The following is a 26,515-nucleotide window of genomic DNA, read 5'->3' on the forward strand; positions in this document are numbered from 1 at the left end:
AGACCAACGGCCGGCCCCGCGGGGTCGGCCGTGACATCGAGGGCCCAAAGAAGGGAAGCACCATGTCCAAGAAGCTCACGAGGAGGGGATTCGTCGCCGCGTCGCTCGCCTGCGTGCTCGCGCTCGCCGGCTGCGGGTCGGCCAACTCCCAAGCCACTACCCAGGCCGCTACAACGGCTGCCGAGCCCACCGAGGTTCACGTGGCCTCGCTCAAGGGCCCCACGTCCATCGGGCTTGTCTCGTTCATGGACAAGGTCGCCAACGGCGACTCCGGCCTTGCTAACACCTATGACTTCTCGATCTCTGCTGCGGCGGACGAGATCGTCCCCAAGGTCATCAACGGGGACGTCGACATCGCGCTCGTGCCCGCCAACGTCGCGAGCGTCCTGTACAACAAGACCGAGGGTGCCGTCCAGGTGCTCGACGTCAACACGCTCGGCGTGCTCAACGTCGTGACGGGCGACGCGTCCGTGCACACGTTTGCAGACCTCGCGGGCCGCACGGTCTACCTCACGGGCAAGGGCGCCTCGCCCGAGTACGTCATGAACTACCTGCTCGAGAAAGCCGGCATCGCAGACCAGGTGACGCTCGAGTTCAAGAGCGAGGCTGCCGAAGTCGTGAGCGCGCTTGCCGCCGACCCGTCTGCCGTGGGCATCCTGCCCGAGCCGTACAAGACTGCCGCGCTCGCCAAGAACTCGTCCCTGACCTCGCCCATCAACCTCACGGACGTCTGGGACGAGTATGCGACGGACGGCTCGCGCCTGCTCACGGGCGTCACGGTGGTGCGTCGCGAGTTCGCCGAGCAGCATCCCGAGGCCGTTCGTGAGTTCGTGGAGCAGCAGGCTGCCTCCGTCGAGGCGGTCTCCGCAAACCCCGCCACCTACGCGCAATCCGTCGTTGACCATGGCATCATTGACGCTGCCCCTGTGGCAGAGAAGGCCATCCCTGGCTGTGGCCTCACGTGCCTCACGGGCGACGAGATGAAGTCCGCGCTCTCCGGCTACCTGGGCGTCCTCGAAAGCTCCGACGCGAGCTCCGTGGGCGGCAAGCTTCCCGGAGACGACTTCTACTACGTGCTCTAGGCGCGCGGAGTCGCGACTCTGTTGAGACGAGGCAACAAATACCAGCTTGAGAGGGCAACGGCCGAGCGCGTGGCGGCCGTTGCCCTGTGGGTGTGCGTCTGGCAGGCGGCAAGCGTGGCCGTGCGCCAGCAGCTCATCCTGCCCGGCCCCGTCGACGTCGCCGTGGCGCTCGCGGGGCTCGTGTGCTCCGGGGCGTTCTGGGCAAAGGTAGGCTTTTCGGCCCTGCGCATCGTTGGCGCTACGCTTGCCGCCTATGTTGCGGCCATTTCTCTGGCGCTTGCCTCGGCACGCTGGCACATCGTGCGCGTCGTGGCAAGGCCGCCGCTCGTGGCCGTGAAGTCCACGCCCGTCGTGTGCGTCGTGGTCTTGCTGCTCATTTGGCTCGGGTCTGCCAATGTGAGTGTGGCGGCTGTCTTTCTCATGGCGCTCCCCGGGCTCTACTTTCCCATGCTTGAGGGTCTCGACCATGTGAGCGTGGCGCGCCGCGAGCTGTTCTACGTCCACGGCGTGCGCGGGGCCGCGCGCTCGCTGGGCCTCGTATGGCCGGAGGCCCTGCCGTTCCTGTGCGCGGCGAGCGAGACCGTCGTGGGCATGGCTTGGAAGGCCGGAGTTGCCGCCGAGCTCATCGGCGTGCCCGCTGGCTCGATCGGCGAGCGCATCTACCAGGCAAAGCTCCTGCTCGAGACACCCGATCTGTTTGCGTGGACCATCGTGGTCATCGCGCTCGCGGCCGTGTGCGAGCGCGTTTTCCTGCGTCTGCTTAGGTCCTCTGGGCCGGCTGCGGTGCGCCTTGCTGTCATCTCCCGCGTGCATCCGGCGGGGGAGCGCGCGAGCTTGCCGCGCGGGGGCTGGGACGTGAGCGGGCTCAGGCTCTCCCATGGGGTCGCGAGCGCCGTCTCGGTGAGGGTAGCGCCCGCCGGCAGGTTGTGCGTCATGGCGCCGAGCGGTACGGGCAAGACGACGCTTATCCGCACGCTTGCCGGTCTCGAGCAGACCGTCGCGGGCTCCGTGGCCCGGCCGGACTGCGTCTCGGTGGAGTTTCAGGATGCGCGGCTCGTGGAGCGGGCATCGGCGCTGCAAAACGTGGTCCTCACGGCTGGCGAGGGCGTTTCCCCTGATGATATGTGTGCTCTTCTCGAACGCCTCGTTCCCGGCATTGATGTGGACGCGCCCGTGTGCGCGCTGTCCGGTGGGCAGCGCCGGCGTGTCGAGCTCGCGCGGGCGCTCGTGGCCCCCGGTGACTCGGTGCTGCTCGACGAGCCGTTCGCGGGCCTTGACGCGGCCGCGCGCGATCTTGCCTGCGCTGTCATCGCAGACGAGCTCCGTGGCCGCTCCCTTATCGTGGCCACGCACGACGCGCGAGACGCAGAACGCCTGGAGGCGGATACACTAGTGCTCAGCGAGTAAACCAAACCCCGGAGGTCCCATGTCTTTGTCTCTCTCGCGCCGCGCGTTCGTCCTGTCCACCCTCGGCCTTGCCGCCGGCCTCAGCGGCTGCGGCGCATCGGGCTCGGCCGGCTCTGCCGCCACGTCCGCTTCGAGCTCGGCGTCATCCTCGGCATCCTCGTGCGTGACGAGCGCCTCGGGCACCTATGCCTCGGGCACGCACCACGCCACGATCGAGATAGAGGGCTTTGGCACCATCACGCTCGAGCTTGACGCGGATTCCGCGCCCATCACGGTCTCCAACTTCGCGAAGCTCGCCAACGAGGGCTTCTACGATGGCCTCACGTTCCACCGCATTATCCAGGGCTTCATGATGCAGGGCGGTGACCCCAAAGGCAACGGTACGGGCGGTTCGGGCGAGACCATCGTCGGCGAGTTCGGCGACAACGGGATCGACAACCCCATCAAGCACGTGCGCGGCACCATCTCCATGGCGAGGTCTTCCGCTATGGACTCTGCGAGCTCGCAGTTCTTCATCATGCAAGAGGATGCGGACTACCTCGACGGCCAGTATGCCGCGTTTGGCCATGTGACGGACGGCTTGGATGTCGTCGACGCCATCTGCGACTCCGCCAAGCCGAGCGACAACAACGGCACCATCGCCCCCGCTGATCAGCCTAGGATCGCCTCCATCCGCGTGGATGCCTAGCACTTCTGCGGCAACCTTCTTCGCCAGGTCCAAGCAAACCTGGCGTCAGTCTCCAAATCCCGCTGACGGCACGATGGGCGCCGCCCGCCGCTAGGGGCGCTTTCTCTCTCATGCCATTGGGTATCAATGCTCCAATGACGTCTCGCGCCGTGCGAGCCAGGGGCAAAGGCTCGATTTTCGCGAGGCAGAGGCAACATCGCCTCGCTTTGCGGGGCAGGGGGTAATGGAGGCAACCATCATGAAGCAGACTCTTACGGGGCGTCTTCTCAAGCGTGAGCAGGCGGTCCCTGGCAGCGCCAGGGTAAACGAGGACCTTGCACCCGCGAGGCTCGTCGAGGCTGCCCTTGCCAACGGCGAGGGCGTGCTCGCGTCGAACGGCTCTCTCGTCGTCGATACGGGGGAGCGCACGGGGCGCTCTCCGCTCGATCGCTTCGTGGTCGATGATCCGGCGATCCATGACAAGGTGTGCTGGGGTAAGGTCAACACCCCCATTTCGCGCGAGAGCTACGAGCACATCTGCTCGGGCGTCGCGGGCTACCTTTACGGGCGCGAGCTCTACGTCGTCCGTGGCTTTGCCGGGTCTGATCGCAACCACTCCCGCAAGGTTTGCGTCATCTGCGAGCGCGCGAGCCAGGCGCTGTTCATCCACCAGATGCTCGTTCGCCCGTCGGCACGCGAGCTCGCGAGTTTCGGCGAGCCGGACATCTACGTCCTCGCCGCTCCGGGCTATCACTGCGACCCGGAGTCCGATGGCGTCAATTCCTCCGCGGCCGTCATCCTCGACCTTGCCCATGGCGGTATCGTGGTCGCCGGCACCGGTTATTCCGGAGAGATCAAGAAGGCGATCTTCTCCTACATGAACTACCTGCTCCCGGTCGAGGATGACGTTCTGTCCATGCACTGCTCGGCCAACATCGACCCGCAGACCGGCCAGACCGCCGTCCTCTTCGGACTTTCCGGCACCGGTAAGACGACGCTCTCCGCAGACCCCAACCGCCTGCTCATCGGTGATGACGAGCACGGTTGGTCAGAGCATGGCATCTTCAACATCGAGGGCGGCTGCTACGCCAAGGCCATTGACCTGAGTCCCATCGCCGAGCCTGACATCTATCAGGCGATTCGCTTCGGTGCCGTGTGCGAGAATGTCATTCTTGACCCAGAGAGCCGTGAGCCGGACTACACGGACGTCTCGCGCACCCAGAACACGCGCGTCGCGTATCCCGTGGAGCACATCAAGAGCGTCAAGCTTGACGGGCGTGGCGGCGTTCCGAGTGTGGTCCTGTTCCTCACGTGTGACGCCTTTGGCGTTCTCCCTCCAATCTCGAAGCTCTCGCGTGAGGCGGCGATGTACCACTTCATGGCCGGCTTCACCTCGAAGGTCGCTGGTACGGAGGAGGGCGTGGTCGAGCCCCAGCCCACGTTCTCCGCGCTCTTCGGCGAGCCGTTCATGCCGCTCGCTCCCAGCGTCTACGCAGACATGCTGGGCTCTCGCATCGACAAGACCCGCGCTCGCGTGTACCTCGTGAACACGGGTTGGCAGGGTGGAGCCTATGGCACGGGCTATCGCATCAGCCTCGCCGTGACGCGCTCGCTCGTGGCGGCGGCACTCTCGGGTGACCTCGACAACGCAGGTTACGAGCATGACGATCGCCTCAACCTCGACATCCCGGTCGAGTGTCCGGGCGTGAGCCCCATGGTACTCAACCCGCGCAATACCTGGGCGACGGGCGAGGCCTATGACGAGGCAGCGGAGAAACTCGCGTCGATGTTCGAGGCCCACATGGCCAAGCGCTATCCGGAGCTTGACACGGCCGTACTCAACGCGGGTCCGCACCATATCGCCTAGACGCGGGTTGCGAATATTAGCCTCTCCTTTGACCCCGGTCGCTCGCGGCCGGGGTTTTCGTTTGCTGTGCATCGGTGCCTTTCGCGCCCCTTGCGAAGGGGCGGGTGGACTCTCCCTGGGCGATTTCTCGCGAATGCCTTATGCTCGCCTGCTGCTTGTCGGGCGGTATCGTTCGGCTATTTCGACAAGGATGCGCCGGCTAGGATGCGAGGCCACAAAAAGCGGGGCGCCCGCAGGTGAATGCGAGCGCCCCGTTGGCGTGCGATATGTGACGCCCTGTTACTCGGCCATCTGAGCCTGGACGGCGGTGATGGCGACGACGCCCACGATGTCGTCAGCGGAGCAGCCGCGGGACAGGTCGTTCACCGGCTTGGCGATGCCCTGGAGAATCGGGCCGTAGGCCTCGGCGCCACCGAAGCGCTGGACGAGCTTGTAGCCGATGTTGCCAGCCTCGAGGTCCGGGAAGACGAGGATGTTGGCGTTACCGGCGACGGTGGAGTTCGGGGCCTTGAGATCAGCGACGCTCTGGACGAGAGCCGCGTCGAGCTGCAGGTCGCCGTCGAGGGCGAGCTCGGGGTTCTTCTCGTTGGCGAGCTTGACGGCCTCCTGAACCTTGGTGGGAACATCGCCCTTGGCGGAGCCCATCGTGGAGAAGGAGAGCATGGCGACCTTGGGCTCGACGCCGGGCATGAAGGCCTTCCAGGACTCGGCGGAGGCAAGGGCGATCTCGGAGAGCTCGTCGGCGTTGGGGTTGATGTTCAGGCCGCAGTCGGCGAAGAGGAGGGTGCCGTCGGCGCCATACTGCTCGGTCTTGGTGCACATGATGAAGAAGGCGGAGACGAGCTTGGTGCCCGGGGCGGTCTTCAGGATCTGCAGGGCGGGACGCAGGGTGTTGGCGGTGGAGTGGCAGGCGCCGGAGACCAGGCCGTCAGCATCGCCCATCTTGACCATCATGGTGCCGAAGTAGGTGGCGTCGTTCATCTGCTCGAGGGCCTCGGGAAGGGTGACGCCCTTCTTGGCGCGGAGCTCGGCGAACTTCTCGGCGTAGGCCTGCTTGCGCTCGGCGGTGCGGGGGTCGATGACGGTGACGCCCTCAACCTGGATCTCGTCCGGGTTGCCGAGGATAACGAGGTTGGCAAGGCCCTCCTCGACGATCTTCTTGGCGGCCTCGATGGTGCGTGGATCCTCGCCCTCGGGAAGGACGATGGTCTTCTTCTCAGCCTTTGCAGCAGTCTTCATACGATCTAGGAAATCGCTCACGTTCGCTCCTTTTTTGGCGTTTTGCTGGCAATGGATGACACGATAGTCATTATAAGGTTGTCTGCTATAGAATGACATGCAGATTGGACGCACGTTATCGCTCTAGAACGATGGCGTGCGTCACGTTTGAACCGCAAGTTTGTCGAGAGGACATGAATGGGTATCGCAAACGGGCTTCCCGCTGGTTTTTCTGCCGACAGCTACGACATGATCGTCGTCGGAGCTGGCTATGCGGGTTCGGTCTGTGCTCGCCGTCTCGCGGAGGCCTGTGGCTTCCGCGTCGCCGTCATCGAGCGCCGCGACCACATCGCTGGTAACGCGTATGACTACGAGGACGAGGCTGGCATTCTTGTTCACAAGTATGGTCCGCACATCTATCACACGCAGGACGAGCGTGTCCACCAGTTCCTTTCTCGCTTCACCGAGTGGACGGACTACCAGCACAAGGTACTCGCCAACATCCACGGCACGCTCATGCCGGTCCCCTTCAACCACAAGAGCCTGAAGCTCGCCTTTGGCGAGGAGCGCGGCGAGGCCCTCTACCAGAAGCTCGTCGAGACCTTCGGCGAGAACAAGAAGGTCCCCATCCTCGAGCTCCGCGAGAAGAACGATCCGGATCTCCAGGAGGTCGCGGATTACGTCTACAAGAACGTCTTCCTCTACTACACGATGAAGCAGTGGGGCACCACGCCCGACCAGGTCGACCCCTCCGTCACCGGTCGCGTCCCGGTCTTCGTCGGCGATGACGAGCGCTACTTCCCGCGCGTCGCTCACCAGGGCATGCCGGCGGAGGGCTACACCAAGCTCTTCGAGCGCCTGCTCGACCATGATCTCATCGATGTCTTCCTCGGCGTCGACGTCCGTGACATCCTTACGATCGACGAGGACTACGCGAAGGTCTGCGGCAAGCCCTACGGCGGTGAGATTGTCTATACGGGCCCGCTCGACGAGCTCTTCGGCCTCGATCTCGGTGCCCTTCCGTATCGTACGCTTGACATGGTGTTCGAGACCCTCGATGAGGACCAGTTCCAGCCCGTGGGTACCGTCAACTACACCACGACGGAGGATTTCACCCGCATCACCGAGTTCAAGAACATGACCGGTCAGGTCGTCCCGGGCAAGACCACGATCATGAAGGAGTACTCGAAGGCCTATACGCCCGAGAGCGGCGAGACTCCCTACTACGCCATTCTCGAGGACGAGAACAAGGCGCTTTACCAGCGCTATCTCGACCGTGTGAGCCGTCTCACGAACTTCCACCCGGTGGGTCGACTCGCCGAGTACCGCTACTATGACATGGACGGCGTCGTCGCCAGCGCGCTCGACCTGTCTGACGAGCTCGTCGCGGCTCACAACTAGCTCGTTCTTTTAGGGAGTTGCCGGCGTCCATGCGGCGCCGGCGCTCTTATCCGTATAGGCAATGCCTTGCTAAGGCAGAGGGCAACCAGGAGATTTCTCGTATGGCAAAGGGCAAGACCATAACCTTCGGCATCCCGTGCTATAACTCGGCCGAGTATATGGATCACTGCATCACCTCGATTCTCGAGGGCAGCGACTACGCCGATGACGTGCAGATCGTCGTCGTTGACGATGGCTCCACCAAGGACAACACGTACGAGAAGGCCCTTGAGTGGCAGAACCGCTATCCCAGCATCATTAAGGCCGTTCATCAGGAGAACGGCGGTCATGGCATGGCCGTCCTTGCCGCGCTCGAGAACGCCGAGGGCCTCTATTTCAAGGTCGTTGACTCGGATGACTGGCTTGACGAGGACGCCCTCTCGAAGCTCCTTTCGACGCTTCGTGACTTCGAGTGGCGTGACATGCGCGTGGACCTCGTCATTAGCAACTACGTCTACGAGCACGTCGAGGACAACACGCACAACGTTGTCGACTTCAGGTATGCGCTTAAGCGCGGCAAGGTGATTACCTGGGATAAGATCGGCCACTTTAACATGGCTCAGAACCTGCTCATGCACTCGCTTTGCTATCGCACCGACGTCCTTCGTGACGGCGGCGTCCCGATGCCCGCCCACACCTTCTATGTGGACAACATCTATGCCTATGTGCCGCTGCCGCGTTGCAAGACGCTCTATTACCTCGACGTTGACCTCTATCGTTACTTCATTGGTCGCGATGACCAGTCCGTCAACGAGAAGGTCATGGTCAGCCGCATTGACCAGCAGCTGCGCGTCACGCGCATCATGATGGACGCGTATCACCTCTATGACGACGTCGAGAGCACCAAGCTCCGTAACTACATGATCGGCTACTTCACCCTGATGATGGCCGTCTGCTCGATCTTCTCTCGCCTGAGCGATGCTCCGGACGCCATGGAGAACTGCGACAAGCTCTGGGTGCACCTCAAGCACTATGACAAGCGCATGTACCGCCGTGCTCGCATGGGTGTCGTGGGCATCGCGACGAACCTCCCCACGAAGGCGGGGGAGAAGTTCACGCTGGGCATCTATCGCATCGCCTCGAAGCTGATGAAGTTCAACTAGAGCAGCGTTTGCCCTGCGCACCGCTTGCGCTTGCGGCGCGTGCCGACCTGAAAAAGGGACAGTCCCTTTTTCAGGTGCTGCGCATCATTTGACGTTTGCGGGACCCGTTCGTGTGGGCGGGTTCCGTTTTTTAGCGATCCCCACCTGTTGGGGCGCGTGCCATTGTTTATCTGCAGAGGTCCCAGAACGCGACGGCTGTGGCGGCGGCGACGTTCAGGGAGTCCACGCCGTGCTGCATGGGGATGCGCACGGTGAGGTCACACGCCTCGATCGTCTCGGATGCCAGGCCGTCGCCTTCGGTGCCGAAGAGCATCGCGAGCTTCTCGATGCCGTAAAGCTCTGGGTCACCAAGTGAATAGGAATCGTCGCGAAGAGCGAGCGCCGCGGTCTTGAAGCCGAGCTTGCGGAGGAGCGCCATGCCGTCCGCATCTGCAGCGCCCGCGCTGGGCCAGACGTCAAAGCGCGCCCAGGGAACCTGGAACACGGTTCCCATGCTCACGCGGACGGCGCGCCTCACGAGGGGGTCGCAGCAGGTGGGGGTGAGAAGCACTGCGTCCACGCCAAGTGCCGCCGCGCTCCTCATGGCGGCACCGACATTCGTTGCGTCGGTCACGCCTTCAAGAACGGCAACGCGGCGAGCTTCGGGCATGGAGGCGAGGAGCTCGGCTGCGCTCAGCTCAGAGGGGCGGCGCATGGCGCAGAGGACGCCGCGCGTCACGTTGTAGCCCACGAGCTTCGATATCTCCTCATGGGGGAGCACGTAGACGGGGAGGTCGTCGACCGGTTTAATCTCGAGATGGCCGGCATGCTCGAGGACCTCGGCGCCCGCCATGCCCTCGACGAGCCTCACGAGGTCCGCCTGCGTTTCGACCTGTCTCTCTTCTAGCAAGAGGGAGAAGGGCTCGAGTCCCTGTGCGATAGCGAGGCGAACGACCTTCTCGCTCTCGGCGACGAGCACGCCCGAGGTGGACTCGAGGCGACTCCTGAGCTGGCGATCCGTAAGACGCGCGTAGACGTCAAGGCGCGAGTCGCTTGCGGAATCGATGCGAATGATGCCCATGCTCTTATCCCTTTGCTACGGTCCCGCGGACGGAGGCGAGGCGGCTTGATGCCCGTCCTTGTTGGGACAAATGTCGCTATCTGTTAAACCGATGCCATGGAAGCCGAATGGCGGGAGTCATTGTCTTCTCCATGCGCTACGATACAGCATACTGTGTGTCGGGAAACAAGCGGCTGCGTAGGCCGGGGAAGACAGATAGCCTCAATGCGGAAAGAATCGAAGCCCGGTATGGGAAAGCACACCGCCGTCCCTGAGAAGCCGGAAGGTCGCAAGGGTAAGGTCGCGCTTATCGTCCTCGCGGTGATCGCCGGCGTCGTCCTCGCAGCCTACCTTGCCGGCGTTCTTGCGTTTTCATTTCTGTTCATGCCCAACACCACGCTTGACGGCACTGATGTCTCGCTCAGGCTTGCGAGTGACGTGAGCGCGGAGTTTGCCACCAAGGCTTCTACCTATAAGACGAAGGTCAAGGGAGACGGCATCGACCTTGACCTTTCCGGGAGCGACGTCAACCTGACATTTGACCAGGGCGCCTATACCAGGGATATCGTTTCGCAGCAGCATGCCTGGGAATGGCCCCTGCGCATCCTTGCCTCTCGTGATATCAAGCCTACGACGGGTGCTTCCGTCGATGTGGATAAGCTCGACGCGTTGCTGTCACCCCTCGTCGATGAGATTAACAAGACGGCGACCCAGCCCACGGATGCCACGATTGGCTTCTCGGAGCAAACGCAACAGTACGAGGTCGTGCCCGAGGCGGTTGGCACCGCCATCGACATGGACGCTACCGTCAAGAAGATCTCGACGGATGTCATGAGCCTGCCTGCGAGCATCACGCTCGATGATTCCTGCCTCGTCCAGGCCAAGGTCACGCAGGATGAGCCGAGCCTGGCCACCGCCGCCCAGAACGCGAATCGCTTCATGAAGGCCGACATCCCGCTTACGCTCAACGGCATGCAGGCCGGCGAGGTCACCCGCACCCAAATCTCGAACTGGATCGCGCTGGATGACCAGCTCAACGCCACGATTGACGCCAACAAGCTGAACGAGTGGCTAAAGACCGATTTCTGCGCCCTGTATGACACCCGCGGCGCGGAGCGTACCTACACGCGCCCTGACGGCAAGCAGGTCACCGTTCCTGCCGGCACGGGTCATTGGGAGAACCTCTATGGCTGGACCATTGACGAGGAGGCTCTGGCGCCCATGCTCCAGCAGGCTGTCGAGGCCGGCTCTACGGATCCCGTCGCGGTCCCCACGAAGCACGAGGCCAACGCCGCTCCTGATGCGGGCCGCAGGGATTGGGGCAATCGCTACATCGATGTTGACCTTACCGAGCAGCATGTTCGCATGTACGACGACTCGGGTGCGGTCATCTGGGAGTCTGACTGCGTCACCGGTGACCACTCCAAGGGCCATGACACGCCCACGGGAGTCTTCACGCTCAACGGCAATCGCGCATCCGGAGACGTCGAGCTCCGCGGTGCCATCGATCCTGCGACGAAGCAGCCGTCCTACATCAGCCACGTGAAGTACTGGATGCCCTTCATCGATAACCTTTGGGCTTTCCATGACGCGAGCTGGCGTGGAAGCTTTGGCGGCACCATCTATCAGTACGCCGGCAGCCATGGGTGCATCAACCTGCCATCCGATAAAGCCGCTGACCTCTATTCTGCAACTCAGATCGGCGACGTGGTGGTCGTTCACTACTAGGCCTCGCTCATTTCCTATAGTAAGTTGACCAGTAAATCGTGGTCAATCTATGGGCATCCTGGAACAGTGCGTTAAAAACGGCGCGTGCGTCATACCATGGCAGGACGTCCATCGACCACGGGGGTGCGCCGTGCCGCAGTGCTTTGCCACAGAGCAGCAGATCAAGTACCTGACGCTTCTCTCTGAGAAGTTCCCTACCTGTCAAGCCGTTTTTACCGAGGTCATCAACCTCGAGGCAATCCTCAACCTGCCCAAGGCGACTGAGCATTTCATCTCGGATGTCCATGGTGACTTCGAGCAGTTTGACCACATCATCAACAACTGCTCTGGCGTTATTCGCGAGCGTGTTCGCGCGGTATTTCGCCATCGCCTCACCCCGAGCGAGCAGGCAGAGCTCTGCACGCTCGTCTACTATCCCGATGAGAAGCTCAGGCGCATCAAAGAGACGAAGCAGGATACGCCTTCCTGGTATAGAGCTTCTCTCGGCATGCTTATCGAACTCGCCCGTTACCTGTCTGATGCCTACACTCGCTCAAAGGTGCGTAAGGCCATGCCGGTGGCATATGCCTACATCATCGACGAGCTCCTCCACGCGAGCCCCGGCGAGCAAGCCGATCGCGCCGCTTATCACGGGCGCATTATCGAGTCGATCATCGAGACGGGAAGCGCCGGGCACTTCATTCGCAGTCTGGCGTCGCTCATCAAGCGCCTCGCCGTCGATCACGTGCACGTTGTGGGAGACATCTATGACCGTGGCGCCCACGGTGACGCCATCGTAGACCGCCTCTTGCGCTATCACTCGCTCGATATCCAGTGGGGCAACCACGACATCTGCTGGATGGGTGCCGCAGCTGGCTCCGCCGTGTGCGTGGCGACCGTCGTGCGCAACAACGTCCACTATGACACCCTCGACATTCTCGAGGGCTCTTATGGCATCCAGCTCCGTGAGCTTGCGCTCTTCGCGGAGAAGACCTATCGCGACGGCGAGTCGCTGAGCCCCACCGAGAAGGCCATCTCCGTCATCATGTTCAAGCTCATGGGGCAGGTGATCGCTCGTCGTCCCGAGTTTGACATGGGGGATAGGCTCCTGCTCGAGCATGTGAACGCCGAGAGGGGCACGGTCCGTATCGGCGGGCACGAGTACGAGCTCACCACGAAGGACTTCCCAACGCTCGACCTGAAGCATCCTTACGAGTTGACGGAAGACGAGCAGCGCGTCGTCACGAGCCTTGTGGACAGCTTCACGAACAGTCGCCGCCTCCGCCGCCACGTTGACTTCCTCTACGAGCATGGCTCTGTCTACCTCGCCTACAACGGCAACCTCCTCTTCCACGGCTGCGTCCCCATGCGCAAGGACGGCAGCTTCCGCCCGATCAGGGTGGGGGACCGTCACATCGCCGGCCGCGCGTACCTCGACGCATGCGACCGCATCGCTCGCCGTGCCTGGCACGATCACTCCGAGGAGACGCTCGACTGGATGTGGTACATGTGGTGCGGCCTCTCGAGCCCGCTCGCCGGCCGCAAGGTGAAGACCTTCGAGCGCACCTTCGTGAAGGACCGCTCGACGTGGGTCGAGGACCAGGACCCCTACTTCGAGCTTGCCTGCAGGCCCGATGTCTGCCAACACGTGCTCGAGGAGTTTGGCCTCTATGGCGAGGGTGGCCACATCATCAACGGCCACACGCCCGTGTCGAAGGCCTCCGGAGAGACCCCGATCCGCGGCGCTGGCAAGCGTCTCGTCATCGACGGCGGCTTCTGCCGCGCATACCACTCGAAGACGGGTATCGCTGGCTACACGCTCATCGTTGACGCGAACGGCATGAGGATCAAGGCGCACCGTCCGTATGACGAGATTGGCGATGTCGTGGCAGACCGTGGCGACATCTATTCGGATGATGACCAGCTTGAGGTGAACCCTCGTCCGCTGAAGGTCGCGGACACGGACACGGGCGCTCATATCCGTGCCCAGATCGATGACCTGACGGCCCTTCTTGACGCCTATCGCAACGGCGAGCTGCCTGAACGCGGTGACGCTGCCTAGCTTTTCAATAATCGCTCGGATGTCTGTTTCAGGACCGTCCGCTTGGGTATCCTTGACTCCATCTAAAGCCGGAGCCAAGGACGGACAATGAACGACAAGAAAAAGCGCCAATCGATGATCTTGTACGTGATCATCGCCATCGCGGCGATCGTCGCGTTGCAATCGGTGGTGTACCCAAGCCTCGAGCGCGCCCAGGTGCGTGAGGTCTCGTACAGCGAGTTCATCGACATGGTTGACGATGATGAAGTTGCCGACGTCCACCTCGACACCGGCAGCGGCAAGATCACGTTTACGAGCAAGGACGAGGAGAACGTCACCTATCGAGCCACCATGTGGCCCAATGACGACACGCTCTCTGAGCGCCTGAACAAGCACAACGTCACCTATTCGGCCCAGATCGCGGATCAGAACTCCGGGTTGTGGATGTACATGCTGCTCGTCTACGGCCTGCCCGTGCTCCTGGCGATCGTTGGCGGTATCTGGCTTAACCGTCGCATGAAGAAGATGATGGGCGATGACGGCCCGTCCATGAACTTCGGCGGTGGCGGCTTTGGCATGGGCGGCGGGCTCGGCAAGAGCCACGCCAAGGAGGTCAAGGGCACCGAGACGGGCGTCAAGTTCGCGGACGTCGCCGGTCAGGACGAGGCCAAGGAGTCGCTCCAGGAGATCGTCAGCTTCCTCAAGAACCCCGACAAGTACACCGAGATTGGCGCGCGCTGCCCGCGTGGCGCGCTTCTCGTTGGCCCTCCGGGTACGGGCAAGACGTTGCTCGCAAAGGCCGTCGCTGGTGAGGCTGGCGTTCCGTTCTTCCAGATCGCCGGTTCTGAGTTCGTCGAGATGTTCGTCGGTCGTGGTGCCGCGAAGGTCCGCGACCTGTTCAAGCAGGCCAAGGAGAAGGCTCCCTGCATCATCTTCATCGACGAGATTGACGCCGTGGGCAAGAAGCGCGATGGCTCCCTCAACTCCAACGACGAGCGCGAGCAGACCCTGAACCAGCTCCTTTCCGAGATGGACGGTTTCGACAACCAGAAGGGCATCGTGGTCCTTGCCGCGACGAACCGCCCCGAGTCCCTCGACCAGGCGCTTCTGCGTCCCGGCCGCTTCGACCGTCGCATCCCCGTCGAGCTCCCTGACCTCGCTGGCCGCGAGGCCATCCTTCGCATCCACGCGAATGACGTGAAGATGGAGAATGGCATCGACCTTGGCGTTATCGCTCGTTCGACACCTGGTGCCTCTGGTGCTGATCTCGCAAACATTATCAACGAGTCCGCCCTGCGCGCCGTTCGCTTTGGTCGCAAGCGTGTGACCCAGGAGGACCTCGTCGAGTCGGTCGACGTCGTCATCGCTGGCGAGAAGAAGAAGTCGACCGTTCTCTCCGAGCACGAGAAGGAGGTCGTCGCCTACCACGAGACGGGCCACGCCATTGTCGCCGCGGCTCAGAAGGGCTCCGCCCCTGTCTCCAAGATCACCATCGTTCCGCGTACCTCTGGCGCCCTCGGCTTTACCATGCAGGTCGAGGAGGACGAGCACTTCCTCACGACCCGCCAGGAGGCCAAGAACAAGATCGCCGTCCTGTGCGGTGGCCGTGCCGCCGAGGAGATCATCTTCGGCGAGATGACGAGTGGTGCAAGCAACGATATCGAGAAGGCGACCTCCATCGCCCGCGCCATGGTCACCCAGCTCGGCATGAGTGACAAGTTTGGCATGGTGGCTCTCGGCCAGCAGCGTAACCGTTACCTGGGCGGCGGCGCCGAGCTCACCTGTTCGGAGGGAACCGCGCAGCAGATCGATGCGGAGGTCCAGCGCCTGGTCGAGGAAGGCCATCAGACCGCCCTTAACACGCTTAAGGCCCATCGCTTCAAGCTGCATGAGATTGCCCACTATCTCCAGAAGAAGGAGACGATCACGGGCGAGGAGTTCATGAACATCTTCACGCGTGACGACGGTTTCGCGCCTACGCTTCCTAAGACTCAGGAATAGGTGATGGGGCTCCCCAGGTCATGTGCCGGGGAGCCCCTGCGCTATTAACGTCCGGGACGTCATCTATGATGGTATCCGGGCGTTATTTTGTTGGATCGATCGAGAGACATGAAGGAGGCGACGTGGGAGCAGGCGCAAGCAAGAGGGATGTGGGGCTCGATCTTTTTAGGTCCGTGGCGATGTTTGCCGTCGTCGCGGTTCACGCCGTTCCGTATCTCGGAGTCGTGTGCGGCGCCGATGTTACCGAGGGTCTCGCGAAGCTCTTCCTTCTCTGCGATCCGGTGTTCTTCGCCCTCTCGGGCTATTTCGCAATCCGGCCGCTCAAGGGAACGTTGCGCGACTATTACCTTGGTAAGTTCGTGAGCGTTGTCGTGCCGATTATCGTCTATTCCGTCGTGGCCTATGCCTTTGCGGCGAGGTTTGGCTATCTAGGCGCTCTGGGGCTTGACGGGGACGCTTCCTCCGCCGTTTCCCCCGCGGGCTACCTCGCTTTCGCCTCGAGCATCATCTCTGGCGCGTGGTGGTTCGTCCCCGTTCTCATGCCGATGCTCCTGGGTGCCCCGTTCCTGTTCGTCATGTTTGAGGCCCTGAGCGGCTCGCAGCTCAGGCTGCTCGTCAAGGTCGTTATCGTGCTCTCCCTTTGGGGCGTCGCCTGCGATCTCGTTGCCTCACTTTCTGCGTTTGGCGTGACCTGGGCGCCCGACCTCTCCTCGACCCTGCTTCACCTCATTCCGGCGCGCATGGAGCCGCTCTTTGGATACCCGCTCTTCTTCTGCATGGGGTATGCGCTCCGTCGCCTTGGACCGGTCACGGCGAGCGAAGCCCGCAACCACGCCCTTCTCCTCGGTCTTCTCTTCTGGGTTGGCGACGCCCTCCTCGCGCAGTTCGGCTTTGAGCGCTCCAACCCCAGCCATCTTTGGGTTTTCTCCACAGTGGGAGCGTTCGTGCTTGCGGCGAGGGTACGCGTGAGGGGCTCCCGCGCAACGCGTTTCATAGAATGGACGAGTCGTCGCAGCTATTCGATCTATCTCTTTCAAGCCGCTGCTATCGTGCTCGTCTTTGGGCATGCCGACCTTGCGGCTTTTGATGGGACCACGCGCGTCTGCCTCTGGCTGGTGGCGACCTTTGCCTCGTACGCGCTCTCCTGGTGCGCGGCATCCGTTCTTGACACCGTACTTCTCGCTCCCATTCAACGTTGCCTCAAACAAGCCTTCGGGATAGCTGACGCTCGGCAGGTATCAACTAAGGCTAACTAATTAGTAGAAAATACTTATTGATATCTAGTCGCAATTGGATATACTACTAATTAGCTCACATAAGGAAGGAGGGGACATGGCAGCAAGAAACACGGTCCAGAAGACCATCATTCGTGACGCGCTTGTCGAACTTGCTAATCATCCCACGGCGGATGAGGTCTATGAGGCCGTTCATGCCACGCATCCCTCCATCAGCAGGGCAACGGTCTTTCGCACGCTTTCGAGGCTCTCGGATGAGGGAGTGGCGCTGCGCGTCAGAATCAACAATGGCGCGGATCACTTCGATCACCAGACCTTCCCGCACTATCACGTTCACTGCGTCGAATGCGGCAGGGTGGATGACGTGATAATGCCCGCCGTTGACGATCCAGCGCTTCTCGACGAGAGGGCGTCTGCCGTATCTGGGTACGCTGTGAGTGGACACGAGCTTCAGTTCGACGGCGTGTGTCCGGCTTGCCAGAAGGCGCATGAGGTTGCCTCGTCCCAGGTGAGTGAAGCTTAGACATCTCGGTCAGCAATGGCCGTCATGCATAGGAGAGGATGGCGGTGCCTGGGAGCGCCGACACAACAAAGGAGGATCATATGGATAAGTGGGTTTGCAAGGTCTGCGGTTACATCTACGAGGGCGCCGAGCCGCCCGCGGAGTGCCCGGTCTGCCACGCTCCGGCCAGCGCTTTCGAGAAGGTCGAGGGTGAGCTTACCCTCGCCGCCGAGCACGAGTACGGCATCTATGACAAGACCGTCAAGGACAACCCTGAGATCTCTGACGAGGACAAGGCCTACATCCTCGAGCAGCTTAAGGCCAACTTCACCGGCGAATGCTCTGAGGTCGGTATGTACCTCTGCATGGCCCGCATCGCTCACCGCGAGGGCTACCCTGAGGTCGGTCTCTACTGGGAGAAGGCCGCCTACGAGGAGGCCGAGCACGCCGCCAAGTTCGCGGAGCTCCTTGGTACCGAGCTTGAGCCGAACATGAAGGCCACCACGAAGGACAACCTTGCTTGGCGCGTTGACTGCGAGTTTGGTGCCACCCAGGGCAAGTTCGAGCTTGCCTCCTGCGCCAAGAAGAACGGCCTCGACGCCATTCACGACACCGTCCACGAGATGGCTCGTGACGAGGCCCGTCACGGCAAGGCCCTCAAGGGCCTGCTTGAGCGCTACTTCGGCTAATGCCGGGCAAGAGCAAAAAGAGCTCATCCAAGTCCAAGCCCTCGGGGCCGGTGCCTTGCGCCGTGCTCTGGGGGCTTGGCCCTGATTCGGAGCGTGGCGCGGCCGTGCGCTCCGTGCTTCGCGAGATGGGCCTCGTCTGTCGCACGGCTATGCCTGAGCGTCTCGGTGATCCTGCGGGAGCTTTCGCCCGCCTCCCGGCGATGAGGCCGCGCCCCGTGCCCTATGCGGGCCCGATGCCGGCAGGGGAGTTCGTTCTCCTTTGCGGCCTCACCCAGCCCCAGGTGGAGGAGTTCTGCGCGCGCTGCCGCGAGGAGGATTGCGTCGTGGGTGCCAAGGCCGCCCTCACGCGTGAGAATCGCATCTGGCCCCTCGTCCGTCTCATTGAGGCCGTCAAGGCCGAGCATGCGGCCATGACGGGAGAAGGTTCCGCGACTTCCTAAAGCGAGCCTCATCGCCCGTCGAATACGTGCTAAGATATCCCTTCGAAAAGCTGTGATGGGGAAGAGTAACCTGGTCACTGTGGCATAGAGCGAGCGGGGACGGTGGGAGCCCGCAGTCACACCCAAGCGAAAATCACCCCGGAGCTGCGGCCCAAACAGGCGCGCGTAAGCGTTGTCCCCAGTAGGCGTCGCCGGAATGGTCCCCGTGACGGGCCAGCCGAGTAAGGCGAGTTCCTCGCCCGCTGGGTGGTTAAGCGAAACGTCACGGCGCAAGCCGTATCCAGGCGCTTCGTCCCGGCGGTCGGGGCGGGCGCTTTTTTCGTGCGCATTTCACGCGCGCGGGCGCTTGGCTGATGTGGGCAAATGCCCGCGAAAGGAGTTTTTGCAGGTGGCAAACGAGTACAAGCAGACGATGAACCTCCCGAGTACGAGCTTCCCGATGAGGGCGAGCCTCGCTGCCCGCGAGCCCGAGCGCCTCAAGGCCTGGAACGACAACAAGGTCTATGAGCTGGCGCGCAAGAAGAACGAGGGTCACGACAAGTTCGTCCTGCACGATGGCCCTCCGTACGCTAACGGCCCGATCCACATCGGCCACGCCATGAACAAGATCTCGAAGGACATCATCAACCGCTACTGGTCGATGATGGGCCGCGACGTCCCCTACGTTCCCGGCTGGGACTGCCATGGCCAGCCCATCGAGCACAAGGTGGAGGAGAAGGTCGGCACCGCAAAGTTCAACGAGATGCCCACCTCTGAGATCCGCGAGATGTGCAACGAGTTCGCTGTCGAGAACATCGAGCTCCAGAAGGCCGGCTTCCGTCGCCTTGGCGTCCTCGGTGACTGGGACAATCCCTACCTCACGCTCTATCACCAGCACGATGCCGCTGACATCGAGGTCTTCAAGAAGATGTTCGACAAGGGCATGGTCTACCGCGGCCACAAGCCCGTCCACTGGTGCTCTCACTGCCACACGGCCCTCGCCGAGGCAGAGATCGAGTACGGAGACGAGGTCAGCCCTGCCATCTTCGTGCGCTTCGAGATGACGACCGTCCCCGCCGGCCTCGAGGCCTGGGCGGGCAAGCTGTTCGTCGACATCTGGACCACCACCCCGTGGACCCTCCCTGCGGATGACGCTGTCATCCTGCACCCGGAAGCCTCTTACGTCGCCGTCATCCACGACGGCCACGCCGAGCTCATGGCCCAGTCCCTGGTCGAGCGCGACTGCGCGAAGTTTGGCTATGGCGACGTCGAGCTCGTCCTCGGCGAGGACGGCGAGCCCTGGAGCATGACGGGCACCGAGCTCTGCCACAACAAGTACAAGCAGCCGATCTTTGGCGACCAGGGCATCGAGGGCGAGTTCATCTACGCTGACTACGTTACGCTCGACGACGGCACCGGCATCGTCCACGCCGCTCCCGGACACGGCGTTGACGACTACCTCGCCGGCCAGAAGTTCGGCATCCCCGTGGTCATGCCCGTCGACGACGACGGCCGCTTCTACGTTGGCGACACCATGGGCACCGGCGGCCCGTGGTCTGGTCTCGAGGTCAACGAAGCCAACCCGAAGATCATCGCCTGGCTTGACGAGCGCGGCATGCTGATCCTCCACGAGGACATCAACCACAGCTATCCGCACTGCTGGCGCTGCCACCAGCCCGTGCTCTTCCGCGCCACTGACCAGTGGTTCATCTCCATGGACAAGACCGGCCTTCGCGAGGAGGCTCTCGACACCATCGAGAACAAGGTCGCTTGGTACCCCGAGCACGCCAAGAACCGCATCGGCGCGATGGTTGAGGGCAGGCCTGACTGGTGCATCTCCCGTCAGCGCAACTGGGGCGTGCCCATTCCGAGCTTCACCTGCGAGGACTGCGGCGAGACCGTCATGAACGACGCCACGCTCGACGCGGTCATCAAGCTCTTCCACGAGAAGGGCTCCGACGCCTGGTTCACGGACGCTCCCGAGTCCTACCTCGGCGATGCCTGCGTCTGCCCCAAGTGCGGCGGTCACCACCTCAAGCCCGGCAAGGACATCCTCGACGTCTGGTGGGACTCCGGCGTTTCCTGGAGGGCTGTCTGCGAGTTCCGTGACGAGCTCCAGTATCCGGCGGACATGTACCTCGAGGGTTCTGACCAGCACCGCGGCTGGTTCCAGAGCTCGCTGTTGACCTCGCTCGGCGCGAACGACGTCGCCCCATTTAAGGCTGTCGTCTCCCAGGGCTTCACGCTCGATGGCCAGGGTCGCAAGATGAGCAAGTCGCTCGGCAACGTCATCGACCCGAACAAGGTCTGCGACGAGATGGGAGCTGACATCCTGCGCCTTTGGGTCGCCTCCACCGACACGAGCCACGACGTCGCCGTCGACCACGAGATTCTCGCGCGCACCTCTGACGCCTACCGCCGCTTCCGCAACACCTTCCGCTTCCTCCTCGGCGAACTCGAGGGCCAGTTCGATCCCGAGCGCGACCTCGTGCCGGTCTCCGAGATGGAGGAGTATGACCGCCTCGTGCTGGCTCGCGCCTGCGAGATGCACGAGAAGGTCAGCGAGGCCTACGCCGGATACCGCTTCTACCAGGTCTATCGTGCGCTCTATGACTTCGTCGTCACCGAGCTCTCCAACGGCTACCTGAACGCCACGAAGGATCGCATGTACTGCGACGCTCCTTCCGCCAAGACCCGCCGCAGCGTCCAGACCTGCTGGTACTACCTGCTCGAGATGCTCCTTCGCGATCTCCAGCCGATCCTGTCGTTCACCTGCGACGAGGTCATGGAGCACCTCCCGGCCTCCGCTCGCGACGGCCAGAAGTTCGCCGCTCTCCTCGATTGGTGGACGGCTCCTCTCGCCCACGACGAGGTCGAGGCCCTGCTGCCCGCCTACAACGCCATGCTTGAGGCTCGCGGTGCCTACACCAAGGCCAACGAGGCCGCCCTCGCCTCTGGTGTCGTCACCGAGAAGACCAGTCAGGCCACGCGCTGCGTCCTGACGCTCCCGGCGGAGTCCTACGAGCTCCTCAAGGGCTCCGAGGCTCTCCTCGCTGAGGCCTTCGTCTGCTCTGAGGTCGAGCTCGCCTCTGGCGACGAGCTCGCTTGCGAGGTCCTTCCTGCTCACGGCGAGAAGTGCCCGCGTTGCTGGAACTGGCGTCCGCTCGGTGCCGACGGTCTGTGCTGCCGTTGCAGCGAGGCCGTTGCCGAGGCCGCCGCGAAGGCGGAGTAGCCTTGACGGGCTCTCGTCGCATAGCTGCGTTTGCAGGGGTCGCCGCCTGCGCCGTCGCGCTTGACCAGGTCACCAAGGCCTGGGCGCGCGAGGCGCTGGCCGGCGGCCCCGTGCCCTTCATTCCCGGCGTGCTTGATTTCTCCCTCGTCATGAACACGGGCGCGGCATTCTCGATCGGCTCTGGTTCAACCTGGGTCTTCGTCGTGCTTGCCGTCGCCATCTGCCTGGGTCTTGCCATCTGGGTCGCTCGCGAGCACGAGATGCCCGCCTCACTTGTCTGCGCGCTTGGCGCCGTTGCAGGCGGGGGAGTGGGCAATCTCATCGACCGCGTGGTGGCAGGCCGCGTGACTGACTTCTTCTGCACGACTTTCATCGACTTCCCGGTCTTTAACGTCGCCGATATCTTTGTCACCTGTGGCGTAGTCATTGCCTTCGTGCTTGCCTGGCGCTGGGATGCCGCTCGCGAGGCGGAGGATGACTCGGGTGCCGCCAACACCGCGTCGAATGCCGAGAACACGCGCGAGGAGAATTAGCATGGCGCAGCGCATAGTCGACCTTCTTGTGGGGCCGGAGTCCGATGGCTGCCGCCTTGACGCGTTTCTTGCGACGGGCGAGGGCATGCCGTCTCGATCTGCCTGCTCAAAACTCGTGGAACAGGGCCTCGTCACGATCAATGACACGCCAGCGACCTCGAAGAGCGAGAAGGTCCTTCTCGGAGACAGGGTGCGCGCCACGGTTGATGACCCCGAGCCCCTCGTGCCCGAGGGAGGCCTCGCGCCCAACCCCTACATCGACCTCGACATCCGTTATGAGGACGATCACCTCATCGTGCTCTCCAAACAGCCGGGTCTCGTCTGTCACCCTAGTCCTGGTCACGTTGATGACACCCTCGCGAACGCCCTCGTCGCCCACTGCGGGCTTGCTCACCTGGGGACGCTTCAGGGTGATGACCGTCCAGGCATCGTCCACCGCCTCGACATGGATACTTCCGGTCTCATGCTCGCCGCCAAGGACGACTCAACTCAGAAAGCGCTCCAGGACCTCATCCGCCTGAGGACTCTCGACCGCCGCTATGTCACGCTGGTCTGGGGTTATGTCGCCGCGGATTCGGGCACCATCGACACGGGCATCGCGCGCTCCACGCGCGATCGCATCCGCATGGCCGTCTCTGACGAGCCCGGTGCGCGTGAGGCGATCACGACCTTCCGTGTTCTCGAGCGTTTCGAGGCGGCGCGTCGCGACGAGGGCTACACGCTGCTCGAGTGCCATCTCTACACCGGCCGCACGCACCAGATTCGCGTTCACATGCGTCATATCAACCACCAGGTTATCGGCGACCCGCTCTATGGGCGTGGCGACCTTGCCCAGAATCTTGGTCTCACGAGGCAGTTCCTGCACTCGTGGAGCGTCTCTTTTGCGCACCCCGTGTCCGGAGAGACCGTAGAGCTTCGCGACACACTCCCTAATGACCTCGCAGCTGTACTAGAATCGCTCGAAGGTCGTTCGATGGGCCGCACCGAGGCGGGGGAGGGCATTTGCCCCATGCTCCTTGGGCGTGCCTAACACTCGTTTGGCCATGGTCGCATAAGCATTCGATTCGAGCGAGAGGCCGTTTTGGAACTCAATCGTCTGGGTATCACGCCCATTGTGGTCTTCAACTTCATCATTTGGTGCTTCTTCACCTTCGCGTACTTCTACCAGTTCGTCTACATCCTCGTGACGTGGAGGCGCGGAGAGGTCAAGCTCCCGGAGGCAAAGAAGAACCATCGCTATGCCTTCTTCATCGCCGCGCACAACGAGGAGAGCGTCATCGCAAACCTCGTGCGTTCGATCAAGGCTCAGGACTACCCCTCTGAGCTCATCGACACCTTCGTGGTGGCAGACGCCTGCACTGACAACACCGCGGAGGAGGCAAGGCGAGCCGGCGCCATAGTCTATGAGCGTAATGACCTCGCCCGCAAGGGTAAGAGCTGGGTTCTTGACTACGGCTTTGCCAGGGTCCTTGAGGAGTATCCCGGTAAGTACGAGGCCTTCTTCGTCTTCGACGCGGACAATCTCCTGTCTCCTACCTACGTGACGGAGATGAACAAGGTATTTGACCAGGGCTACCTCGTGGCCACGAGCTACCGCAACTCCAAGAACTTCGACTCGAGCTGGATTAGCTCAGCCTATGCGCTGTGGTTCCTCCGCGAGGCTAAGTTCCTCAACAACTCACGCATGCTCTGCGGTACGGGCTGCGCCATCTCCGGCTCCGGCTGGATGGTCTCGTCACGCATCATCCAGGGCATGAACGGCTGGGACTTCCACACCCTCACTGAGGACATCCAGTTCTCGACGTTCTGCGCCGCCAACGGCATCCGCATTGCATACGCCCCGGCCGAGTTCTATGACGAACAGCCGATTGACCTCAAGAGCTCCTGGACCCAGCGCATGCGTTGGACTAAGGGCTTCTACCAGGTATTCTTCTCGTATGTGGGAGACCTGTTCCGTGGCGTCGGCAAGAAGCGCTTCGGTTCCTATGACATGCTGATGACCATCGCGCCGGGCAACATCCTGACGCTCGTCTCTGCCTTCGTGAACACGGTCTATCTCGTCATCGGTGGTCTAAGCCACGGCTTCCTTGCCACGCAGAACGAGCTTTCCATGGCTGTGGGCTCGCTCATGATGACGTTCGGCTCGATGTACGTGACGTTCTTCGTTCTCGCCGTCATCACGACGATTTCTGAGCGCAAGCACATCATCTGCCGCAAGGAGCGTCGCTGGCGCATCTTTACGAACCTCTTCACCTTCCCGCTGTTCATGATGACCTACATCCCCATCTGCATCGCGGCCCTCTTCAAGAAGGTCGAGTGGGTTCCCACCAAGCACACGGTTTCCATCTCCATGGATCAGATCAACGCCGCCGAGAACTCATAGAACCCCTGCTACATTGGTTCATTGCGTGGCCATGCGTTCGCTCCAACCGGGCGTTCGTGTGGCCACGCTTTCTTTATGCGTTGCGTGTTTGCGCTTGCGGCGTGCACCACCTGAAAAAGGGACAGTCCCTTTTTCAGGTGGTGCACGCGTCGCGTGCCAATTTGCGTGGCAGTCGGCGACTTTCGTTCGCGCGTTGTGCGACCTGCCAAAAGGTTAGGTCCCCTGAATTAGATAGTGGTAGCAAGCCATCGGTATCAGACGTTACAATTGTCAAGATTGAGTCGGCATACGGCCAGCGGACTCCCGTCCGCGGCAATAGACAGATTGGGAGAGCATACATGGCAACGTTCTTCGAGGGCGAATCGCACACTTTCTCTGAGTACCTGCTCGTACCTGGCTATTCTTCTTCTGAGAACATCCCGGCTAACGTCTCCCTTAAGACGCCCCTCTGCCGCTACAAGGCCGGCGAGGAGCCGAGGGTCACGCTGAACATCCCCATGGTCTCCTCCATCATGCAGGCCGTTTCCGGCGAGCGCATGGGCATCGCCCTCGCCACCGAGGGTGGCATGAGCTTCATCTACGGCTCCCAGACCCCCGAGGCCGAGGCCGCCATGGTCAAGGCCGTCAAGGACTACAAGGCCGGCGTTGTCGTGTCTGACTCCACGCTCACGCCTGAGATGACGATGGAGCAGGTCATGCGCCTCAAGGAGCAGACCGGCCACTCCACCATGCCCGTGACCGAGGACGGCTCGCCCCACGGCAAGCTCCTCGGTATCGTTACGAGCCGCGACTACCGTCCCTCCCGCGATGACCACCAGGCCAAGGTCGCCACGTTCATGACCCCGCGCGAGCAGCTCATCGTCGGCACCGAGGAGACGACCCTCAAGGTCGCCAACGACATCATTTGGGACAACAAGCTCAACGCCCTTCCCATCGTCAACGCCGATGATTGTCTCGTTGGCATCGTCTTCCGTAAGGACTATGACTCTCACAAGTCCAACCCGGACGAGCTGCTTGATGCTCACAAGCGCTATATGGTCGGCGCTGGCATCAACACCCGTGACTACGCCACCCGCGTGCCCCTGCTTCTCGAGGCTGGCGCCGATGCCCTCTGCATCGACTCTTCCGAGGGCTTCTCCGAGTGGCAGAAGCTCACGATCGATTGGATCCGCGAGAACTACGGCGAGGACGTCATCGTCGGCGCCGGTAACGTCGTTGACGCCGATGGCTTCCGCTACCTCGCCGAGTGCGGCGCTGACTTCGTCAAGGTTGGCATCGGCGGCGGCTCCATCTGCATCACCCGCGAGACCAAGGGCATCGGCCGTGGCCAGGCCACTGCCCTTATCGACGTCTGCCGCGCCCGTGACGAGTACTTCGAGGAGACCGGCATCTACGTTCCCGTCTGCTCCGACGGCGGTATCGTCTATGACTACCACATGACCCTCGCCCTCGCCATGGGTGCGGACTTCATGATGCTCGGCCGCTACTTTGCCCGCTTCGACGAGAGCCCGACCAACCGCGTGAACGTCAACGGCCAGTACATGAAGGAGTACTGGGGCGAGGGTTCTGCCCGCGCTCGCAACTGGCAGCGCTATGACCTCGGTGGTGCCGCGAAGCTTTCCTTCGAGGAGGGCGTCGACTCCTACGTGCCGTACGCCGGCTCGCTGAAGGATGGCGTCAACATGACCATCTACAAGATCAAGTCCACGATGTGCAACTGTGGTGCCAACAGCATCAAGGAGCTACAGGAGAAGGCTCGACTAACGCTAGTCAGCTCGACTTCCATCGTCGAGGGTGGCGCTCACGACGTCGTCCTCAAGGACCGCACCCAGTCTGTGTCCTATAACTAGGACCACGTAGAATCGTTTCTGTGGCGCCGTCCTTCGAGGAAGAGGGGCGGCGCTTTTTGTTGTGGGGAGACGTGGCGGCGCTCGGATCGCGGGCAATCTG

The 26,515-nt window shown here is 62.3% G+C and carries 20 protein-coding genes; 18 read left to right on the forward strand and 2 right to left on the reverse strand.

The genetic code is table 11. The features are described from left to right. Positions 1–62 precede the first annotated feature (62 nt). The 4 genes from Q0H23_RS00095 to pckA all read left to right on the forward strand — a co-directional run bounded on the left by Q0H23_RS00095 (position 63) and on the right by pckA (position 5,023). The gene (locus Q0H23_RS00095; protein WP_293834454.1) at positions 63–1,082 is read left to right on the forward strand and encodes an ABC transporter substrate-binding protein; all 1,020 of its coding nucleotides are present in this window, start codon (positions 63–65) and stop codon (positions 1,080–1,082) included. A 21-nt stretch (positions 1,083–1,103) separates the two neighbouring features. Further along, positions 1,104–2,489: an ATP-binding cassette domain-containing protein gene (locus Q0H23_RS00100; RefSeq protein WP_293834456.1), complete on the forward strand. Its 1,386-nt coding sequence runs from the start codon at positions 1,104–1,106 to the stop codon at positions 2,487–2,489. Between the two features lie 19 nt (positions 2,490–2,508). After that, positions 2,509–3,177, forward strand: coding sequence for a peptidylprolyl isomerase (locus Q0H23_RS00105; RefSeq protein WP_293834458.1), 669 nt, complete (start codon positions 2,509–2,511; stop codon positions 3,175–3,177). A gap of 238 nt (positions 3,178–3,415) precedes the next feature. Next, the gene (gene pckA, locus Q0H23_RS00110) at positions 3,416–5,023 is read left to right on the forward strand and encodes a phosphoenolpyruvate carboxykinase (ATP) (RefSeq protein WP_293834460.1); all 1,608 of its coding nucleotides are present in this window, start codon (positions 3,416–3,418) and stop codon (positions 5,021–5,023) included. A gap of 279 nt (positions 5,024–5,302) precedes the next feature. Here pckA and pta read toward each other — a convergent pair whose 3' ends face one another. After that, the gene (gene pta / locus Q0H23_RS00115; protein WP_293834462.1) at positions 5,303–6,283 is read right to left on the reverse strand and encodes a phosphate acetyltransferase; all 981 of its coding nucleotides are present in this window, start codon (positions 6,281–6,283) and stop codon (positions 5,303–5,305) included. A gap of 156 nt (positions 6,284–6,439) precedes the next feature. On the opposite strand from pta, the gene glf reads away from it, so the two are divergent. After that, on the forward strand, positions 6,440–7,642 hold the full coding sequence (gene glf, locus Q0H23_RS00120) for a UDP-galactopyranose mutase (protein WP_293814078.1): 1,203 nt from the start codon (positions 6,440–6,442) through the stop codon (positions 7,640–7,642). Between the two features lie 101 nt (positions 7,643–7,743). After that, entirely contained in the window at positions 7,744–8,784 is a 1,041-nt protein-coding gene (locus Q0H23_RS00125; RefSeq protein ID WP_293814079.1) for a glycosyltransferase family A protein, read from the forward strand. A gap of 166 nt (positions 8,785–8,950) precedes the next feature. On the opposite strand, the gene Q0H23_RS00130 is transcribed toward Q0H23_RS00125, so the two are convergent. Further along, positions 8,951–9,844 carry an RNA methyltransferase gene (locus Q0H23_RS00130; RefSeq protein ID WP_293834465.1) on the reverse strand — a complete coding sequence of 298 codons (894 nt, stop codon included), beginning with the start codon at positions 9,842–9,844 and terminating at the stop codon, positions 8,951–8,953. 228 nt (positions 9,845–10,072) lie between these two features. On the opposite strand from Q0H23_RS00130, the gene Q0H23_RS00135 reads away from it, so the two are divergent. The 12 genes from Q0H23_RS00135 to Q0H23_RS00190 all read left to right on the forward strand — a co-directional run bounded on the left by Q0H23_RS00135 (position 10,073) and on the right by Q0H23_RS00190 (position 26,415). Continuing rightward, complete coding sequence (locus Q0H23_RS00135; RefSeq protein ID WP_293834467.1) at positions 10,073–11,551, forward strand: L,D-transpeptidase family protein; 1,479 nt, start codon at positions 10,073–10,075, stop codon at positions 11,549–11,551. Positions 11,552–11,681: 130 nt separating this feature from the next. Next, entirely contained in the window at positions 11,682–13,592 is a 1,911-nt protein-coding gene (locus Q0H23_RS00140) for a fructose-1,6-bisphosphatase (RefSeq protein WP_293834469.1), read from the forward strand. A gap of 87 nt (positions 13,593–13,679) precedes the next feature. Beyond that, positions 13,680–15,572 carry an ATP-dependent zinc metalloprotease FtsH gene (ftsH, locus tag Q0H23_RS00145; RefSeq protein ID WP_293814083.1) on the forward strand — a complete coding sequence of 631 codons (1,893 nt, stop codon included), beginning with the start codon at positions 13,680–13,682 and terminating at the stop codon, positions 15,570–15,572. 122 nt (positions 15,573–15,694) lie between these two features. Then, entirely contained in the window at positions 15,695–16,828 is a 1,134-nt protein-coding gene (locus Q0H23_RS00150) for an acyltransferase (RefSeq protein ID WP_293834471.1), read from the forward strand. A 76-nt stretch (positions 16,829–16,904) separates the two neighbouring features. Next, positions 16,905–17,330 (forward strand): transcriptional repressor, encoded by a 426-nt coding sequence (locus Q0H23_RS00155; RefSeq protein ID WP_293834473.1) that lies wholly within the window; start codon positions 16,905–16,907, stop codon positions 17,328–17,330. A gap of 80 nt (positions 17,331–17,410) precedes the next feature. Next, positions 17,411–17,998: an NADH peroxidase gene (locus Q0H23_RS00160; protein ID WP_293814086.1), complete on the forward strand. Its 588-nt coding sequence runs from the start codon at positions 17,411–17,413 to the stop codon at positions 17,996–17,998. Then, on the forward strand, positions 17,998–18,438 hold the full coding sequence (locus tag Q0H23_RS00165; RefSeq protein WP_293834475.1) for a DUF3783 domain-containing protein: 441 nt from the start codon (positions 17,998–18,000) through the stop codon (positions 18,436–18,438). The genes Q0H23_RS00160 and Q0H23_RS00165 overlap by 1 nt, the downstream gene beginning before the upstream one ends. Positions 18,439–18,826: 388 nt before the next feature. Next, positions 18,827–21,649 carry an isoleucine--tRNA ligase gene (ileS, locus tag Q0H23_RS00170; RefSeq protein ID WP_293834477.1) on the forward strand — a complete coding sequence of 941 codons (2,823 nt, stop codon included), beginning with the start codon at positions 18,827–18,829 and terminating at the stop codon, positions 21,647–21,649. A 2-nt stretch (positions 21,650–21,651) separates the two neighbouring features. Continuing rightward, entirely contained in the window at positions 21,652–22,182 is a 531-nt protein-coding gene (gene lspA / locus Q0H23_RS00175; protein ID WP_293814089.1) for a signal peptidase II, read from the forward strand. Position 22,183: 1 nt separating this feature from the next. Beyond that, a complete protein-coding gene (locus Q0H23_RS00180) occupies positions 22,184–23,212 on the forward strand; it encodes an RluA family pseudouridine synthase (RefSeq protein ID WP_293814090.1) in 1,029 nt (342 codons plus the stop codon). Between the two features lie 51 nt (positions 23,213–23,263). Then, positions 23,264–24,565, forward strand: a complete 1,302-nt coding sequence (locus Q0H23_RS00185; RefSeq protein WP_293814091.1) for a glycosyltransferase family 2 protein — start codon at positions 23,264–23,266, stop codon at positions 24,563–24,565. Between the two features lie 338 nt (positions 24,566–24,903). Further along, the gene (locus Q0H23_RS00190; RefSeq protein ID WP_293814092.1) at positions 24,904–26,415 is read left to right on the forward strand and encodes an IMP dehydrogenase; all 1,512 of its coding nucleotides are present in this window, start codon (positions 24,904–24,906) and stop codon (positions 26,413–26,415) included. Positions 26,416–26,515 lie beyond the last annotated feature (100 nt).

It is taken from the genome of uncultured Parolsenella sp. (assembly GCF_934660935.1).
GTDB lineage: Bacteria > Actinomycetota > Coriobacteriia > Coriobacteriales > Atopobiaceae > Parolsenella.

Excerpts from the sequence above, each read along its gene's own strand:
- Q0H23_RS00095 (WP_293834454.1), top strand. The coding sequence starts at position 63 with ATGTCCAAGAAGCTCACGAGGAGGGGATTCGTCGCCGCGTCGCTCGCC.
- Q0H23_RS00105 (WP_293834458.1), top strand. The coding sequence starts at position 2,509 with ATGTCTTTGTCTCTCTCGCGCCGCGCGTTCGTCCTGTCCACCCTCGGC.
- pckA (WP_293834460.1), top strand. The coding sequence starts at position 3,416 with ATGAAGCAGACTCTTACGGGGCGTCTTCTCAAGCGTGAGCAGGCGGTC.
- glf (WP_293814078.1), top strand. The coding sequence starts at position 6,440 with ATGGGTATCGCAAACGGGCTTCCCGCTGGTTTTTCTGCCGACAGCTAC.
- Q0H23_RS00125 (WP_293814079.1), top strand. The coding sequence starts at position 7,744 with ATGGCAAAGGGCAAGACCATAACCTTCGGCATCCCGTGCTATAACTCG.
- Q0H23_RS00130 (WP_293834465.1), bottom strand. The coding sequence starts at position 9,844 with ATGGGCATCATTCGCATCGATTCCGCAAGCGACTCGCGCCTTGACGTC.
- Q0H23_RS00135 (WP_293834467.1), top strand. The coding sequence starts at position 10,073 with ATGGGAAAGCACACCGCCGTCCCTGAGAAGCCGGAAGGTCGCAAGGGT.
- ftsH (WP_293814083.1), top strand. The coding sequence starts at position 13,680 with ATGAACGACAAGAAAAAGCGCCAATCGATGATCTTGTACGTGATCATC.
- Q0H23_RS00155 (WP_293834473.1), top strand. The coding sequence starts at position 16,905 with ATGGCAGCAAGAAACACGGTCCAGAAGACCATCATTCGTGACGCGCTT.
- Q0H23_RS00160 (WP_293814086.1), top strand. The coding sequence starts at position 17,411 with ATGGATAAGTGGGTTTGCAAGGTCTGCGGTTACATCTACGAGGGCGCC.
- Q0H23_RS00165 (WP_293834475.1), top strand. The coding sequence starts at position 17,998 with ATGCCGGGCAAGAGCAAAAAGAGCTCATCCAAGTCCAAGCCCTCGGGG.
- Q0H23_RS00180 (WP_293814090.1), top strand. The coding sequence starts at position 22,184 with ATGGCGCAGCGCATAGTCGACCTTCTTGTGGGGCCGGAGTCCGATGGC.
- Q0H23_RS00190 (WP_293814092.1), top strand. The coding sequence starts at position 24,904 with ATGGCAACGTTCTTCGAGGGCGAATCGCACACTTTCTCTGAGTACCTG.